Annotated in this window: 17 protein-coding genes; 6 read left to right on the top strand and 11 right to left on the bottom strand. The window is 47.7% G+C overall.

Annotated features, from left to right (window positions below; all coding sequences use genetic code 11):
• Nucleotides 1–11: 11 nt before the first annotated feature.
• Genes CWC22_RS20935 through CWC22_RS20945 form a run of 3 tightly spaced genes read right to left on the bottom strand, consistent with a single transcriptional unit; the run spans nt 12 to nt 3,312 of the window.
• Nucleotides 12–1,325, bottom strand: a complete 1,314-nt coding sequence (locus tag CWC22_RS20935; protein WP_138539106.1) for an ABC transporter permease — start codon at nt 1,323–1,325, stop codon at nt 12–14.
• Nucleotide 1,326: 1 nt separating this feature from the next.
• Nucleotides 1,327–2,040: an ABC transporter ATP-binding protein gene (locus CWC22_RS20940; protein WP_058798225.1), complete on the bottom strand. Its 714-nt coding sequence runs from the start codon at nt 2,038–2,040 to the stop codon at nt 1,327–1,329.
• Nucleotides 2,041–2,055: 15 nt separating this feature from the next.
• Nucleotides 2,056–3,312, bottom strand: coding sequence for an efflux RND transporter periplasmic adaptor subunit (locus tag CWC22_RS20945; RefSeq protein ID WP_138539105.1), 1,257 nt, complete (start codon nt 3,310–3,312; stop codon nt 2,056–2,058).
• Nucleotides 3,313–3,648: 336 nt separating this feature from the next.
• Between CWC22_RS20945 and CWC22_RS20950 the strand changes: the two genes are divergently transcribed.
• Nucleotides 3,649–4,122 carry a SixA phosphatase family protein gene (locus tag CWC22_RS20950; protein WP_138539104.1) on the top strand — a complete coding sequence of 158 codons (474 nt, stop codon included), beginning with the start codon at nt 3,649–3,651 and terminating at the stop codon, nt 4,120–4,122.
• Between the two features lie 31 nt (nt 4,123–4,153).
• On the opposite strand, the gene CWC22_RS20955 is transcribed toward CWC22_RS20950, so the two are convergent.
• The 3 genes from CWC22_RS20955 to CWC22_RS20965 all read right to left on the bottom strand — a co-directional run bounded on the left by CWC22_RS20955 (nt 4,154) and on the right by CWC22_RS20965 (nt 6,761).
• Nucleotides 4,154–4,525 carry a hypothetical protein gene (locus CWC22_RS20955; RefSeq protein WP_125557471.1) on the bottom strand — a complete coding sequence of 124 codons (372 nt, stop codon included), beginning with the start codon at nt 4,523–4,525 and terminating at the stop codon, nt 4,154–4,156.
• Nucleotides 4,526–4,621: 96 nt separating this feature from the next.
• Entirely contained in the window at nt 4,622–4,993 is a 372-nt protein-coding gene (locus CWC22_RS20960; RefSeq protein ID WP_125557473.1) for a hypothetical protein, read from the bottom strand.
• Between the two features lie 328 nt (nt 4,994–5,321).
• The gene (locus tag CWC22_RS20965; protein WP_138539103.1) at nt 5,322–6,761 is read right to left on the bottom strand and encodes a PLP-dependent aminotransferase family protein; all 1,440 of its coding nucleotides are present in this window, start codon (nt 6,759–6,761) and stop codon (nt 5,322–5,324) included.
• A 129-nt stretch (nt 6,762–6,890) separates the two neighbouring features.
• Here CWC22_RS20965 and CWC22_RS20970 point away from each other — a divergent pair, with 129 nt between their 5' ends.
• Nucleotides 6,891–7,466, top strand: a complete 576-nt coding sequence (locus CWC22_RS20970; RefSeq protein ID WP_138539102.1) for a GNAT family N-acetyltransferase — start codon at nt 6,891–6,893, stop codon at nt 7,464–7,466.
• Nucleotides 7,463–8,038 carry an FMN-binding negative transcriptional regulator gene (locus tag CWC22_RS20975; RefSeq protein WP_138539101.1) on the top strand — a complete coding sequence of 192 codons (576 nt, stop codon included), beginning with the start codon at nt 7,463–7,465 and terminating at the stop codon, nt 8,036–8,038. Before CWC22_RS20970 ends, CWC22_RS20975 begins: the two co-directional genes overlap by 4 nt.
• Here CWC22_RS20975 and CWC22_RS20980 read toward each other — a convergent pair.
• Nucleotides 8,022–9,239, bottom strand: coding sequence for a serine hydrolase domain-containing protein (locus CWC22_RS20980; RefSeq protein WP_171045117.1), 1,218 nt, complete (start codon nt 9,237–9,239; stop codon nt 8,022–8,024). The genes CWC22_RS20975 and CWC22_RS20980 overlap by 17 nt on opposite strands.
• Before the next feature lie 82 nt (nt 9,240–9,321).
• Here CWC22_RS20980 and CWC22_RS20985 point away from each other — a divergent pair, with 82 nt between their 5' ends.
• The 3 genes from CWC22_RS20985 to CWC22_RS20995 are packed head-to-tail and all read left to right on the top strand — an operon-like array spanning nt 9,322 to nt 10,651.
• Complete coding sequence (locus CWC22_RS20985; protein WP_230090692.1) at nt 9,322–9,726, top strand: DoxX-like family protein; 405 nt, start codon at nt 9,322–9,324, stop codon at nt 9,724–9,726.
• On the top strand, nt 9,726–10,250 hold the full coding sequence (locus CWC22_RS20990) for a GNAT family N-acetyltransferase (protein ID WP_138539099.1): 525 nt from the start codon (nt 9,726–9,728) through the stop codon (nt 10,248–10,250). The genes CWC22_RS20985 and CWC22_RS20990 overlap by 1 nt, the downstream gene beginning before the upstream one ends.
• Nucleotides 10,247–10,651 (top strand): hypothetical protein, encoded by a 405-nt coding sequence (locus CWC22_RS20995; RefSeq protein WP_125557486.1) that lies wholly within the window; start codon nt 10,247–10,249, stop codon nt 10,649–10,651. The genes CWC22_RS20990 and CWC22_RS20995 overlap by 4 nt, the downstream gene beginning before the upstream one ends.
• A gap of 82 nt (nt 10,652–10,733) precedes the next feature.
• On the opposite strand, the gene CWC22_RS21000 is transcribed toward CWC22_RS20995, so the two are convergent.
• The 4 genes from CWC22_RS21000 to CWC22_RS21015 all read right to left on the bottom strand — a co-directional run bounded on the left by CWC22_RS21000 (nt 10,734) and on the right by CWC22_RS21015 (nt 17,239).
• Nucleotides 10,734–13,340, bottom strand: a complete 2,607-nt coding sequence (locus CWC22_RS21000; protein ID WP_171045116.1) for a serine hydrolase — start codon at nt 13,338–13,340, stop codon at nt 10,734–10,736.
• 224 nt (nt 13,341–13,564) lie between these two features.
• On the bottom strand, nt 13,565–16,093 hold the full coding sequence (locus tag CWC22_RS21005) for an ABC transporter permease (RefSeq protein ID WP_138539097.1): 2,529 nt from the start codon (nt 16,091–16,093) through the stop codon (nt 13,565–13,567).
• On the bottom strand, nt 16,084–16,746 hold the full coding sequence (locus CWC22_RS21010) for an ABC transporter ATP-binding protein (RefSeq protein ID WP_125557492.1): 663 nt from the start codon (nt 16,744–16,746) through the stop codon (nt 16,084–16,086). Before CWC22_RS21010 ends, CWC22_RS21005 begins: the two co-directional genes overlap by 10 nt.
• A gap of 157 nt (nt 16,747–16,903) precedes the next feature.
• Entirely contained in the window at nt 16,904–17,239 is a 336-nt protein-coding gene (locus CWC22_RS21015) for a hypothetical protein (protein ID WP_138539096.1), read from the bottom strand.
• Nucleotides 17,240–17,266 lie beyond the last annotated feature (27 nt).

Consider the following 17,266-nt stretch of genomic DNA (forward strand, 5'->3'; position numbering starts at 1 on the left):
GTGACACTCCTTTATTGCACTTTCAGATGGGTAGCAGGTGTAGTTCGACACACAAGCCAGGCCGGATAAAGCCCCGCCACAATGCAGGCCGAAATCGCGATAGCGGGTGCACTGAGCAGCATCACCCAATCCATATTGGCCAGGCTTTCATAATAGTTATAGGTCTGACGTACTCCCAGCAAGCCCAACTGTGCAAACAATACCCCCAGCGTGCCACCAAGCAGACCTAGCAAGCCAACTTCTACCAGATGTTGATAAAATACCTGTCGCTTACTGGCGCCCAGCGCTCGTCTGACACCCACGTCAGCGGCTCGGCGCATAAACTTGGCCAATAACAATCCCAAAATATTAGCCACACACACGGCGAGAAACATAAAGCTTAATCCGACCAGAATTTTATTGTCTTCGCTGATAACATCGTTGTAGTTCATCCAGGCGTTAACGTCCTGCAATGAATACGCCAGCGTATCACGATTAAAACGACCCTGGTTTTGTTGCTGTTGCATATAGGCCATCAGCATGTCACCAAAAGCCTGACGTTGCTGCGGTGTGTCTAACTGCACCCAAAACTGGATCCACAGCATTTCTGAGTTCATTTTGTCGTTAAAGTCCCGGGTTTCTTCAAATTTCCAGCCATTGGTATTACCCCAGGTATCAACGTCATAGGCCTTCACATGGCTGAAGGGGACGAACAGTCGCTCTGCCTTACCAAAGCTGCCATTGTTCAGATCATAGAATTTAATGGTTGGTCGCCATTTTTGTGTCACGCCCACGATTTCCTGGCGACGCTCACCAAGAAACAGCGATTCCCCCACCACGTCTGTCTTACCAAATAACTGTTGCGCCATTTCCTCATCTATGACGACCACAGGTGCTGCATCACGTGATTGTGCTTCTGTCCAGGCTCCACCATGAATGAAAGTCAAGTCAAACATGCTAAAGAAGTCGCGCCCGGTTACGCGTGCATTTTCAATAAAGGGCTTACTCCTTGGTGTATTAAGGTGAACAGAAAACCCGGCGCGGATCATCGCCGCGCGCGCAAACTCTCCAGGCAACGCCTGAAGATTAATGGCATCCGGGTAAGTTAACTGATAAGGAATGTCGTCATCTGTTCGCCAAGTTTCACCGTCATCCATCGTTTGTAATTGCACCGCAAATAAACGATCGCTCTTATGTGGGATCGGATCCATAGACATCATGTGATATACGGACAAAGTCGTCATCGTCACGCCAATGCCAATTGCGATGGCTAAGATCATCAAGAAGGTCACCATGGGTGTTTGGCGCAAACTGCGCCAGGCCAGATCAATATAATGGACAAACATATTAACCTCCCGCTGCTATCGGCGCTTCAGATGAACGGCCCTGATATAAGGTAAAGTCTGTCACCCGGCCATCTACAATTTGAATATTGCGCGGTGCCCGGCGTGCCAGTTCAGGATCATGGGTTACCATCACAATGGTTGCACCCTCGCGGTTGATTTGCTCCAGTAACTCCATTACCTGACGTGCCATCAGACTATCGAGATTACCGGTCGGTTCATCCGCTAACAAAAAGCGCGGTCGTCCGGCCAACGCTCTGGCAATCGCAACACGTTGTTGTTGGCCCCCGGATAATTGCTGAGGTAAGTGTTTAGCGCGCCCTGCCAGGCCTACCAGCTCAAGACACTCCTCTACCCGACGTTTACGTTCTGCCGATTTAATACCACGGTATCGCAAAGGAACTTCAACATTTTCGTACAGGTTTAGGTCTGGAATAAGGTTAAAGCCCTGGAAAATAAAGCCAATTTTCTGGTTTCGCAAATCGGCTCTGGCGTTATCATTGAGCTTGCCAATATCGACGCCGTCCAGACAATACTGCCCACCACTAAAAGGCTCCAGCATGCCCGCAATATTTAAAAAAGTGGTTTTGCCTGAGCCGGAAGGGCCGGTCACAGCCACGAACTCTCCTTCAGCCACATGCAGATTAAAATCCCGAAGTGCATGAGTCTGTACCATGTCAGTTTGATAAACTTTACTGATCGCTTTCATATCTAGCATTGTTGTTATCCTTTTTTATCTCAGTTGCACTAAAGGTGCTTGTTCAAATTGTTCGTAATTAGACACTATGATTTGATCGCCAGGTTTCAGGCCATCCAATATTTCCACTTCATTGACACTGGACGCCCCAGTGCGCACATCCAGACGCGTGGCCACTTCACCTTCAATGCGGTAAACGACATGTCCCCCTGCATTCATAAATGAACCCCGGCGCACTTTCATTACATCTTCTTTGTGATCCAACAGGATGCGAGCGGACAAACGTTGGTTCTGCCGGATCCCACCAATATCGCTTTGATCAAAACGTACTCTGGTCGTCACTTCCCGATTACTGACCTCAGGAGAAATCGCAGAGAGCTTACCATACACCTCGCTGGCACCAACCTGCAGTACCACACTCATGCCAAGACCGAGCTCATTAGCATAACTTTCAGGCACCTGCAGTTGCGCTTCATAGGCAGACAAATCAACTAAGGTCATCAGCGCCTGCTGGGCTGAGACGGCTGCCTTGGTCTGTACCAATAAATTACCGACTAGTCCACTCACCGGTGCATTGACATCCAGCGCATTTACCTTACGCTGAAGTTCCTCCACAACCAGCTGCTGTCGTTCAACCAGATTACTCGCCGCAGCCAGCTCAAACGCCAGAGTATCTTTACCCAGCGCAACTTCCTGCTGGGCATGACGGAAATTCAGTCTGGCACGCGCTAGTTCGTCTACCGCTTCTTCAAGATCAATTTGGCTGATCAGGTTTTTCTTAATGGAAAGCTGAGCCCGGCGATTTTCACGTTCAGCGGCATCCAGTGTCACTTTAGCCAGTTCCAGACTGCGATTGAGTGCCAACGTTTCACGTCTGACCTCCAATTGCTCCCGAGCCAGACCATCGCTTAAACGCGCCAGCTCAGCCTGCTGTTGTTTCAGTTCATTAGTCAATGCCGGACTGACGACCCTGGCAATGACGTCACCGGCAGCCACGGTATCACCCGCTTTTACCAGTAAATCAACAAAGCCTTCTTCCGGGCTATAAACTTGCGGTGCATTCGCGGCAACAATTCTGCCACTGGCCAAAATATCGCGTACAAAATCCCCTCGCGACACCGTTGCGACCTGCAAAGCACTGAGTTCAAAAGAGCGACCTGCTGTATCAGCCATTGAGATGGCACGAGCAGTGGCGCCTAAAGCACCAATCAGTACAATCGCACCAACTGCCTTTTTCCAGCTCACTCTTGCGGGTTTCACCACTAAATCCTGTTGACTGGTGTCTTTAATCATGGGTACTCCTTAGTCTTATTCACTTCGTTACTGCCAGGTTCGGCTTCCAACATTGCTCAATGGCAAGGCCATTATCCTGTGCATGTCGAAGTGTCCTGTCATCGGTTTGGTAAAATAAATACCAGAGTCGTGCCAACTTTTAACTTATTGTTTTTAAATGACTTGGTGAGTTTTATACATGAAGAAAAGTGTCCGCGGACGGAAAAAGTGTCCGCTATTTTAAGCAAAACCGGACAGATCACCGAAAGCGGACAGGACGGCCCTGGCTGGCGCCATTTGCTATTAGGGACAAAATTAGACACACTGTTGGCTTTAGTTTTAAGGATAATAAATCCAATGAAAACCCTACTCCTGATACTGATAACGCTCGCTTCGGTTACTGTATATGCGCAGCCAGAGCGGATTGTTTTAATGCGCCACGCAGAAAAAATGAAGGGCAAGGATCCTGAGCTCACACCGCAGGGCCAACAAAGGGCACAAAGACTCGCAACCTTGCTGGCCCCTTTGAACCCGGACCGTTTATTTTCAACAGATTACAACCGGACAAGGCTGACGCTGGCACCTTTGAGCACTAAGACCTCAGTGCCAGTACAATTGTATGACCCACGGGCATTGGCTGACTTTGCTACGCAACTCAAAACCTACTCGGGGACCATTGTGGTTGCGGGTCACAGTAACACCACACCGGAGCTGGTAAAGTTACTGAGCGGACAGACTGTCAGTATTCGCGAGGATGAATTTCATAAGGTGTTTATCGTTAGCTGGCAGAATGGTAAAGCAGTATTGGAAGAGCAAGATTCAAATGAATGAGACCCAGTAGCACTGGGCCTCAATTCAACTGTTAATGGCCTGTTTCGTAGTATGCACTGGCGGTATTAGTGCGCTCCCAGGTACCATCTTTGTACAGGATCAATGCCGACGCGGACGTGTTGCTATATGCACGGATGGTAACATTACAGCTTGTTCCTCCTGAGCAACGAGCATCTCCACTCCAGCTCACTTCTTCGATAGGTTTAGTGACATTTTTCAGGTAAAAACGTCCACCCGTAGAGCTGCCGAACGAGAAATCAATACCTGAGCAGTTTGCTGTGCCGTTACCCCAACTGTGGCCGCCACTTTTAGGGTATACATCGCACACCAGTTGTGCAGAGAATGCAGAGCCCGCAAAGAATGTTCCCGCTACAAGAGCAAATGCTTTAATTGTTGTTTTCATAAATATATTCCTTATCTATAGTAGAACAAGACAAAACAATTAATTGCCGCATTGATCGGTGCAAACCGTATAAGTGCGACAATGTCAGGCAATACCCTAGTGACCTGTTTCGTAAAACGCGCTTGCAGTGTTAGTTCTTTCCCAGGTGCCATCTTTGTATAGGATCAGTGCTGATGCTTTATTGCTGGTGTACGCACGAATCGTTGCGTTGCAGCTAGTTCCACCGGTGCATCGCGCATCGCCTTCCCAACGTACTTCCTGAATAGACTTAGTAACGTCTTTCAGATAATAACGACCATTGGTTGTTCTACCGAATGAGTAGTCAAAGCCTGAACAGTTAGCCGTGCCATTACCCCAGCTGCTGCCATTGGATTTAGGGTAAACGTCACATACAACCTGTGCAGAGAAGGCAGAACCAGCAAACAGTGTACCGGCTACGAGCGCGAAAGCTTTTATTGTTGTCTTCATAGTTATTATCCTTATCATTATTGTGAACCAGTTGATATTCAAATGAAACACCAAGTGCAACATTCGTTAATAAAACTAGCCTCCTTAACGCGCATAAGTCAACATTCGAAAAAACAAAAGACACAATAAAAACAAAAAAGTTACACTTTGGTTATAATTTTACTCATCTATTGCAGACGTGCTAATGCTTAGGATTGCAGGAATTATTTTTCTTCAAACCTCTGTTTAGAATGAATATATTAATCACAATACGAATATTCGAACGTCCCAGCCAGTGACCCGAACCTGAAATCTAAATGCCAGCGATGTAACGTACATCATCCGGCATTCAAAGTAACGAGATGATGCGCAACAGACCTGCTCGCATTTTTTCTTCATTTTGCCCGGCAAAACCAAGACGGATATGAGTGTAATGTTGTTGTGGAAATCGCCAGAATTCGGCTTCAGTTTGAACATAAACCCCCAGCTCTGCAGCACGGGCGCTCAAACCAGATACATCCTGGTGCGTATTGACCCAAAATGCCATGCCGCCATCTGGTACGGCAAAGGTCAATGAATACCCAGACTGCTGATAGCGTCTGAGTTCAGACGCCAACGCATCACATCGAGCCTGATAGCGCTTGGTCATACGCCTTAAATGACGCTCAAACTCGCCGGTGGCCATCCAGTTTGCTAAAGCCAATTGTAATAGGATGTCATTTTTGTGATTCATCAGCTGCTTAAGTGTAATCAGTTCATTCAGTACATCCTCTCTGGCAACCAGGTAGCCCATTCTGGCGCCGGCAAACATGATTTTTGAAAACGTAGAGACATAAATCACAATCCCATGAGGATCACTTGCAGCCATTGGCTGCAAAGGAGGACAGCGATAATGAAATTCATGGTCATAATCATCTTCAATAATAAACACACCGTATTCTGCGCAAAGCTGATATATCGCCATACGACGTCCAACGGATAAGGTCACCATGGTTGGGTACTGGTGCAATGGCGTTAAGTACAGCAGCTTAATTCGATTCTTTTCGAAGCAGGCACGCAGGCTGTCTACACTTAACCCTTCTTTATCCTGAGCGATGCCATAGAGTGTCGCACCGCATGCCTCAAACGCCCGATGCGCTGGCGGGTAACCCAATGATTCCACCGCCACCCCCTCATTGCTTCTGATAAAGGCTTTGGCAATTAAAAACAATGCCTCCTGAGAGCCATTGCACACCAGTAGGTCATCGCACTCCAAAGCACGAGCACGACGCAAGTAATGCCGAAGCTGAAGCTTCAAAGCAGGTTCACCACTACAATGTTCGTAGTGTAATTGCGCGGCATTCACTACTCGACAGGCCTGGCTCAAATGACGACGAAACTCATCGTAAGGGAACTCCATAAGATCAGCCAGGCCGCCAGAAAAATTATACTCATACTGGGTATTTTCTCTGTCACTGGGCTCCCCCTCAGACAAGGATAACGCAAAATCAGCTTTTATATCTCTGGCCGGTGCTCTGGGCCTTACTGTGTGTTGACTGGACTCAATCGGCAATGCCTGATTAACCCTGTATCCGCGTCTTTGCTCTGAACACAGCCAGCCCTGAGCCACCAGATTTTGCAATGCGGTCATCACAGTATGACGATTAATGCCATATAACTCAGCAAGCTTTCTGGCTGACGGCAGCGGATCGTTTGGTCGTAAATGTCCTTGTTTAATTGCGACACAGATCTGTTCCGCCAGCTGAATATGTTTAGGTGAATCCTGATCCAAAGGGTGGCCGGTTAACATGTTTTCCCTCCCGACCAGCTCCGAAGTAACGCTGCTGGTCTAATCAAAAATAATATTCTGGTTGTTTATAACCTACCAGAAAACACTAAGCTGATCCTAATTCGAACACTGTTATTGGAGTAAAGACCTATGTTGAATCAAATTACGCTGGGATCAAACAAAGTACGACTAGAGCCACTCTCTCGCGAACATCTGCCACATTTGCGTCGCTTTGGAGAGCAAAAGGCACTATGGACCTGGGTGCTGGACAATTACTGCCAATCAACTGAAAAGCTCGTTTATTGGTTTGAACATACCGCACAGTTTAACCCCGATGTTCAATTACCGCTGGTGATCATCGACACACGCAGCAATGAGGTGGCTGGCAGTACCCGTTTATTCAGATTGCACAAGGCTAACCTTAGCGCTGAAATAGGCCATACCTTTATTGGGGAGCAATGGCAACGTAGCCACATTAATACCCATGCAAAATATCTGTTGCTAAAACATGCTTTTGAAACACTGGGTCTGGTACGTGTACAACTACGTACGCACGAACACAATCAGACATCGCGCTCGGCGATTACCCGTCTGGGTGCACAGTTTGAAGGAATAATACTCAAAGATCAGCGTGTCGCACCTGATGCCTTTCGTAACACCGCCCAGTTTGCGATCACAGATGACATGTGGCCTGACGTAAAAAGTAAACTGGAGGGCTGGTTATGAGTTATCCACGCAACGCCTTTTCAGAGCAAAATACCGAACGTCTTTGGCAATTGATAGATGAACACCCTCTGGCAACCTTGGTTATCCCAAACTCTGACACCCCTTTTGTCCACATGTCTTTGAGTTTGAACCATGACAAAACCCACTTGTTAGGGCATGCAAATCCAGCGAACCCGCTTACGCAACTGGATAAAGCCCATCTACAGGTGTTGTTCAGAGGGCCGGATGCATATTTATCTCCCAGTGAGGTAAAAGGCCTGCCGCTGCCAACCTGGGATTACGCCACAGCGCATATTCGAGGGCAACTCACACAAATCACAAATCCAGAGGAGAAGCGCTCAGCATTGCACCAGCAGCTAAAACAATTTGAGTCGCCCGTTAACCCCTGGGATATGTCAGTGCTTAGTGACAATCAAATCACAAAATTATTTTCGCAGCTGTTTTTTTTCAAAATTAAAATTGAGTCAATCACAGGCACATTTAAGCTAAGCCAGAATAAAAGTGACGAAACCCGGCAGCGCATAGCGCACCTGCTGGAAACCCAGGGGAACCCACTTAGTCGCTATTATTAGCGGTAAAACGTGCGATCAGTGCCTGAGTCAGCGCAATAACCGGTTCATCACACTCATCCTGAGCACCGCAATTGGCGATCAACCCGATCGCCACGTCTTGCTCAGCCAGATAAACACTTTGTGTAATATAACCAAACTCATTGCCGCCATGATGATATAAAACGCCGTCTTCATGCTTTTCAACCATCACCCCTAAACCATAATACAAAGCCCCATCCATAAAGCTCGGCAACCAACGGGCCGTATGCAGAGACTCTTCGCCGACCATATTACGATAAATGCGTTCATTAACAGGCTGCACTTTAACAATAATGGCTTTAAGTAGCTTGGCCATGTCCCTTGCACTTGCTGCAATCGGCGCATCTGCTAATGCCGTATTCACAATCAGCTGTTTAGTGTTGTATCGCTGCCGGTATGGCAGCACAAAATCAGGCTCATCCATATTGAAAAAATAGCCAGATGCAACGTCATCAGCCGCACTGTCATGCCCTTTAACAAAGGTTTCAGTTAAACCTAGCGGCTCAAGCACATGCTCGTGCAGTAGCCGACCAAGAGGCTGTTTTAGCTTGTTTTCGATCACCATACCTGCCAGTACATAGCCGGAATTTGAATAGGCAAAACCCTCACCCGGTTCAAAATAAGGTGACTGATCCAAAACAAACTGCAGTGCAAACCGGTTGCCTTTACGATGTACTTTGTCTGCAAGTTGCGCCCGAATAAAATCCAGCTCCCCCACATCATTGTATTCAACTATCCCTGCGCTGTGATTAAGCAGCTGACGCAATGTCATGAATTCAAGATGCTGAATGCGACCTGCCATATCTTCGGGTACCCAGGGCAATACGGGCTCATCGAGACTAAGTAACTGTTTATCGTCCAGTATGGCCGCCAGCAAACCCACCAGCTTTTTTCCTGCACTCCCATTAGGGATCCGGCTCTCGCCCGTCATCGTGCTCAATGTATCCAGATCTGCATACCCTGCGCTGGCAGCATATCCCCCATTCGGCGTTTCAACATAAACGCTCACGCCAGGAATAAAGTCCGATACTAAACCCACAAGCAAATGATCCACGTATTGCTGTAAGTCACTGCCAGAATCCTCTACTTTGACAGGCTCTGCCGGCTGACCCCTGCTACAACCACTGACTAACAGGAGAAAAAAGACAAGCCAGACGCCGATTTGTAACTTTTTAATATCCACTTGAATCGCTTCCTGCGCAGTAATGTTGGTACAAACTACTTTAAATTTCGTTACAAATACATACACTGGGTAATATATCTATATGAATCTTATAACGTTACTACCAATGCCGATTACTCAGTTAGCGCGTTTAACAATCACTTTCGCCTGGTTTTATCACGGTTTAGTTCCTAAATTACTTCACATTGCACCACTGGAGTGGCAAATATCTTCCAGTCTGGGCCTGGAAGGCGATTTAACACACCTGCTGATACGCTCTGCAGGCATAGGAGAAATAATCTGGGCCTTTGTGTTTTTTATCTGGTATCAAATACCTACTATTATCTATCTGAATATAATCGCATTAATTGGTTTACTACTGGCAGTTGCTGTTCTGCAACCTGTAATTCTTTTTGAAGCATTTAACCCGGTAACCACCAACCTGTCCCTGATTGTGCTAAGCGTTTGGTTATTACCCAACAATCAGTTAGAGCGGGATAAGCGCTGATGAATAAAAATAACGAACTACCCCTGCTTATCCGCAATGCAACAGCACAGGACTGTCAGAATTTGGCCCAGCTGTCTGCTGAGGTTTGGCTGGACACTTATGCCACGGACGGGCTCCAAACAGAGTACCTTGAATACGTGAACAGCACTTTCACAGTGCCCTATTTTCAGTCATTGCTCGGACAACCAGATCACCGGCTACTTATTGGTACAAAAGGCGGTTTGTTACAAGGCTTTGTCCTGCTTAACCTGGCCAGCAGCTATCAGACACCACACAATGGCTACGAAATCGACAAGCTCTATGTGCATAAGTCTTGTCAGGGCACAGGTGTAGGACGTGCCTTGCTACAGCACACGGCAAGGCAATTTGGCACGCCTATGTGGCTTTACACCTGGACTGAAAACGCAGCAAATCAGTTTTACCGGCGGCTTGGTGCAAAACAAATTGGTACACTCAGTTTTGAAGCATTTGGCAATACAATCAATAACAACGTCTATAAAATCACCACAGGAAACCTGGTATGAAATACACACTCCTCATTATCTTTTTCGCACTGTTAAGCGGTTGTCAGAGCACCACTCCCGAGCCCGGTATTCAAGGAGAGGCTGCATTTACTGCAAACGATCCTGAATATGGCTATACCACCCATAAGCCTGTCAAACTTGGGGGCTTTTTACGTGGTTCTAAGTATGAAGGCAGTCATATAGAGTATTTTCAGAGCCTGACTGGCCCCAATGGTGAGCCTGTGCAGGTAAAACGACTTGGCAGCTGCTGTCCGTTTGAAGATCAGTCTATGCCATTTGGCGGTGGTATGTTGGATAAGTATCAGCTCAGTTATCCGGGTCAGAAAAAACCGGTGATCATTTATGTCAACCTGTATCAGTTTGAAGCGCCAAAAGCACCACAAGGGTTTACCCTGTTGTAGCAATAAGGAAGGCATGGGCCCTCCTTATTCATGTATCACTATTGTGCGTTATACCAATTTACTTAATTAAGTAAAACGGTTACTACTCCTCGTGTGCAACACCGGCGCGATAAAACGCTGCCAGGTGGGTCTGTAAACGCAGCATGTTTGAGCCATCTCCATAGTGACCGTCTTCAGCATTCGACAGTGCCACAATCCCCGTTTTGGTGTAGGGGTTATAGGTCATGATAGTATGGGTGCCCGGATCTCCCCCGTCATGGCCCACAAATGGACCTTGCCAAAACCAAAAGAGCCCTTGTGTATCCATCCAGTAGGTTGGTACGTCTGTTTGTACAGACAGCATAGTTGCAACACTTTGCTCACTCAACACCCTGACATTATCCAGTGTGCCGCCCTGACTGATAGCAATTAACAAACGAGCCAGGTCATGAGCAGACGAATTCAGATCTCCGTCAAAGAAAGTCGGATAGCTGAACTCAGGCACGTATCGTGCGACCCCTTCACTGTCTATGGTATATTGCGGCGTTTTCGGATTTTCTTCTGACAACTGAGTGTGATCCCAATGGGTATTGCTCATCCCCAAAGGCACAAATAAGTTTTGCTTCATCTGCTCCACCAGACTGATATCGAGCAGATGTTCGACAGCATATCCCGCCAGACCAGCACCGACATTACTGTAACTATGAATGCTGCCCGCAGGCACACTCCCTTCACCAATATAAACATCGTCCGTGAAGTACTGCCCACCTGGCAGTAAATATGCCTGGTAGAACTCAGTAGCATCCGTCAGTGTAGTTTCTTCACATAACTCATGTCCTCCCTGCGCATACAAAGACAGGTTGGTGCCGTGGATGTAGTAGCTGCAATTGTATAGCTGTGTATCACTGATACCTGAAGTATGCGTTACTAAGTGGCGTAGAGTGATATCACGCTCTGCATTCGGGTGCGTCAGCTCAAACGGCAAGTTCATTTGCGCCAGCGGCGTATCCAAGCTAAGCAGGCCTTGCTCTATTAACTGCATGAACCCTGTTCCCATCACCGCTTTACTGGTTGAGCCTACATTCATTGGCGCATGAACTGTCATAGGCTGATTGGTCTCTAAATTTGCGATTCCGTAGCCTTTTTCGAAAATGATCTGACCATCTTTAATGACCGCCACAGCAACCCCTGGAATGTCCATATCCGCTATTTCCTGCGTAAACGCCTGGTCAACTGAGGTTAAATCGAAACCCCGGCTGGGCGTTGCCCCCAATGCCTGAATGGCATAATCGAGTACGTTATCAGACGACCATTCAACTTCTTTTGTCGTGTAGACGGGTACTGCGAGATCAGGCGCCACTCCAGCGACTTCAAGCACCTGATTATTGAGATCGGAATAGGTTTGGTGGCTCAACGAGCCGGTCCATCCATTTGGCAGTGTAAAATCCAATGCATCAGATACAGCGCCGTTTGTTGCCCCGCCGACTAGCGTTACATGCTCTAAAGATTTGAGGGTTTGAGTTAATACTTCGCCTGCGCTGTAAGCCAACTCACCGGTCAGCACATAAACGGGTTTAGTATAAGCCTGGTCCGGCGCAGCTTTAAGCGTTAAAGTCTGCTTCTCCTGCTGATAATCGCCATTGAGGATTTGCTTGTATGCCACCGTCCGCTCTTTATCATTAAAAAACCGTGCGATTTCTAATGACACACCATCGAATCCGCCATCGTTAACCCGCAGGTCAATGATGATGCCATCGCTGTCAGCCAGGTCTTTCATCACTTTGCGCATTAACGTTTGGGTGTCTTCGATATCTTGCTTTGCCTGTGGAATGACATCAAAGAAACTGTCTGCTTCAGTTTCTTCACTGGCCAGCATCGCGGCCTCACGGTCTATACGAATATAGCCCAGATTACCATCCAGTTTGCCCCAGCCTAGCGCATTGCTGCTTTCATATCGGGTTAGTTTTTTATCCAACACATACAAATTCGTTATTTCAGCGAATGCACTTAATTGGTTATTGTAGGCCTGATCCATGTGCGCCTCCCAGTCGTCTCCATGGCGTTGCTGCATAAGCCAGGCTAAATCTTCATACAACTCTGTCGCGCCTTCTCCTGAGATCTCAAAGCGCTTGTCATCAGTCAGTGATACATGTGTATCATCGAAGTCTTCAAGCATAGCTTCAAACACCTTGGCAAGTTGCTCTGGCGTCGTATCAGCATTGATATGTGGCCGATATGCGGAATATGCCGCTTGCCAGTCTATTTCTCTGAGTTCAAAAAACGCATAATAGTCATTAAATGTGTGCCAGAAGTACTCAAAGTTGGTTATGGGGTCGTCACCGCTGAGGCGTTGCTTCGGTTTGCACTGCTCACGCATTTCTGATTGTTTTGTAAACACCCAGTCATTCGTCGCATGCGTGGTCAACGTCAGGGTACTTTTGTCGCTTTTAAGATATTCATCCAGGTTATCCAAATCTTTGTATGGGTGCGTCTCAATCAGTACACATCCATGGTTGTTGTACTGAAAACGCCGTAAATTATCTGTATCAAACTGCCACAGATTACCCGTGCCCTGTTGCACCCACACACCCCGATGCTTAGCAAGCACATGGTCATCATTACTATTACCGCAACCAGCCATGAGTAAAGCTGCACTCACTACGCTCAGAGGCTTCCACCCCGTCATTCTCTTACCCATCAAGTCAAGCATACCTTCGTCCTTTTCCATTTGATTGTCTTCCAGCCCAGACAACCCGGGCTGGTCCTTATGAGGAGACTTAAGGCTAGATGAATGCCTTGCTCGATTCTGTAGAATGCTTATTCAAGGTTGTTTAACCCTGTAGCGAACTGTCAATATGTGTACCTAAATGTGGGGCTCCCCCTGGTTTGCTTGCACTTTTTCACCCTTCGTTCACCTTTTTGTCATAGCCGCGGTTAGCCCCCTTCATTCAGTAGTTCCATAGCGCTGCTGCGCAATTGTTTACGACTGAGTAAAATACCACTGATTGCAACCACCAGCGCAATAGCGAGCGCCTCGGCAAGCATCAGTATCAGGCTGCCCTGGTAAGACATGGCCAAATTCTGTTTATAAAATGCATCTATAAAGCTGTAGATTGCACCAACGGCGCATAAAGCGGGGATCAAGGTCACCGTTAGCCACTCAAACAAGAGGATCTTCAGACCTTGTATTGGTGACAACCCAAAGCTCAGCAGCAGTCCATTGCGGATCTGGTCTTTTTTCATATGGGTCTGGATAGCTGCTACCATCAGCAAATTGCTGAGCAACACAATAAAAGCAGCGTAACTCATCACCAGTGTGATTAATGCCTGTACCTGTGCACGGATTTTCTCTAACAACGCATCCACAGTGACGAGGCGCAATTGAGGGTGTGCACGCCACAACTCGCCGATTGCCGCTACGCCTTGCGCATTCAGCTCAATACTGCCCATATGATAAACGGGCTCTGCGGAACTGGGGGGGCTGCTTTGCTGTAACACAAACCAGAATGTCACTGAGCTGCTACCTGGTTTATGCCGATGAACGGCAGCGACAGTGACTTCAACAGGTTCGCTACCAACGACGAGCTGAACCGTATCACCCATTGAGAGCGCTAAATCTTCAAATACCTCCTGGTCGACTGATACGCCAGTCTGGGCAAATACAGCGGGCCATCCTCCCTGTGTGATCCGAACATTGTCGGGCGTTTGTGCTTGCCAGTGTAGGTTTACAGGCTGCTCCAGACGACGCAGCGTGTCACTGGGCTGAACATCCCGATTTAATATTGCTATACCGTTGATATGCGTTACTTGCGCCAACTGAAAGGGCTTCATCTCTTTAATGTGGCCCTGATAACGACCTACAAAAGATTCTAGCGCCGCTTTTTGCTCATCATTTGCGCGGCTGACAAACACATTACCCTGATTCTGATAGAGATACTGTGACAGCATGTTGGTCACATCTCTCCCCATGTTGATGCACAGCAGCAATAAGGTGACGCTCAGACCCAGTGCAGTGATCTGTACCAGCTTAACCGACATGCGCTTGCGTAACAGCAACAGACTAAACCTGGACAACACCCAGGAATTTGGCAACAAATAACCACCAAACCTGAGCACCAGCCAGGTGACGAAAAGCACCAGCAAAACACACACTCCTAGTCCACTTAGCAACATGCCACTAAGCAACCAGTTGTCGGTATAATTAACCACCAGGGCCACCAGCAGACCCACAGGACTTAGCATGGCCAGCCAACGCCAGCGCTTAGGCTCGGTACGTTGCTCCAGAAGCAAACGAATGTCCCCCTGCAGCAAAGACAGCCACACAGGTAACGCGATAAAAACATACACAACCGTGGCCAAGGCGCAGGCAGCCAGTAAATCTTGCCACTGCCATTGCAGGCTAAACCCGTCAATATATGCCTGCGCGATATGGCTAACCCCATAGCTTGCCAGTAACGACAAGATGAGCGCTGGTAACAAACTCAGCATTAAGATCATCGCGCCCGCCATAACTGCCAGCACTGGTAACATGCGTCGTGACATGCCGCAGGCCAGTAAAACAGATACGCTTCTCTTAAGTGGCTGAATTTGTACCTGGCTACACAACCACAGGATCAATACACTCAATAATACGATGATCAAACTCAGTAGCCCGAGAAAATTCTGCACCCGCTCCCAGACCTTTGCGAGTGGGTAGTTATTGAGAGACTTGCTAATTATCTGCGCGGTAGGAGAGCCTGATTGAAATCGGACAATTTCCGCTTCAGGCAAGCGAGAGTGCAACATCAATGCTCTGCTTAAATATGGAGTGAGTTGTTCAATCTGTAAACTGGCGTCAGATACCATGGCGCGCATATCGCTACCAAAACCTTCCAATATTCGGTCTGGCTCAAGCTGCAACAGTGCAGAGACACGTAATTGCCTGCCACCCAGCATGATGGTATCACCCAATTCAACCGCCAGTGCCACTGCCAGCCTGGGTTCCAGCCAGATTTCTCCATGTGATGGCCCCTGCTGAACACGCTGAGCATTGAGCCCTTTGCTCAGACTAATATGAATGTCGCCCTGAAGCGGATAATGGCTATCAACGGCTTTAAGGAGCACAGGCTGATGATGCGACTGATGACTCAGAGTAACGCGGTATTGAGACTGTAAACTGTAAGCTTCACTATGAGCCCGCACCCAGGCCAACTCTGACTCCTGCCAGGCTCGTCGTACCGTCACTTGTGTATCAGCACCTAAGGTAGCCTGAAGATTGTGAGCCAAAAACCGCTCTACCCCTTGACCCAATAAACTGCTGAGCAACAAATAGAAAAACAAAATACTCAGGGCCCCTAACGTGAGCCAGTATTTGCCTTGCATAACCTGCCGCCAAAGCACCAGGGCAAATGTAAACACAGCATATCCGGGCGCGACTTTTTGCTGACCTGCTGAGTAACTTGCTGCTGCTCGCTCTAATGACATAACACCAGCCTCCCGTGACTGAGGCGAAATGCCTTATCTACCCGCTTTGCTAGAGCCATATCGTGCGTTACCAGCAGCAAAGAGGTGCCGCTTTGCCTGGCGCCGCTCAGCATCAAATCAATCACTTGCTCTGCGGTGGTTTCATCCAGATTGCCGGTGGGTTCATCCGCAAACAGCACCTGTGGTCTGACACACAAGGCACGGGCAATGGCCACTCTTTGTTGCTCACCGCCACTTAACTGAGTCACGTTATGCGTAAGCCGCTGCTCCAGCCCCATTTGCGTCAGCCAGTGTGTTGCTTGCTGAGCAGCATCACGATGACCTCTGAGCTGCAAAGGCAGTGCAACATTCTCAAGGGCATTGAGCTCTGGTAACAGATGAAACTGTTGAAATACAAAACCGCTGTGCGCGAGTATTTCGGTGGTATTCAGCGCCTGATTTTTAGCGTGGTAAGATACTTGTCCGGACTGAACGGGTGTCAGGCCAGCTAATAAGGATAGCAAGGTTGACTTGCCACACCCTGAAGCCCCCACAATTGCAATGTGTTCACCGGCTTCAATGCGCAACGACAGATCATCTAATAATGCCAACGATGTGCCATTGTGAAGATTTATAGTGTGATTAAGGTCACTAACCTCGAGTGACAGAGCCATATCTGAGTCCCTCCGTTAATTATCGAGAGTTCAGCATGTGCTATTGGCTGTGAAGGGAGTGTGAAAGAGTGGAAGACACCGCGCCAGGTTTGACTTTTTAAGGCATTATTAAAAACAGCCACACACTCTGTTAAGTGCATGGCTTAGTGGAAGTACACTAGAAACGCGTTTCCTGAAGTGACATCAGGCTCACTTCGCAGTTATCTGAAGCAGATGTCAGACGTACTTTTTTACCAGACATATACGCAGCTAATGCCATACTCAAAAAGTGGTTTATTTTGTCAGCGCTGTGTTTGCTATACGTTATGGTTGCCGTTTTGTTACAACCCGTCATCTCATACTGTACATCATTGCCAAAATACAATCGAATCTCTTTATTACTGGTAAAGTCGTATACTTTAACGCCTGTCAGCGTGCCAAGCCCGATATCTGTTACTGCCGAAGAAGCAAAAGAGGCCGCCAACAGGGTCGCTCCCAATATCCGTTTGATCATAATAGTTCTCTTTATTGTAAAAGTGCG

The sequence above is a fragment of the Pseudoalteromonas rubra genome (assembly GCF_005886805.2).
Taxonomy (GTDB): Bacteria; Pseudomonadota; Gammaproteobacteria; order Enterobacterales; family Alteromonadaceae; genus Pseudoalteromonas; species Pseudoalteromonas rubra_D.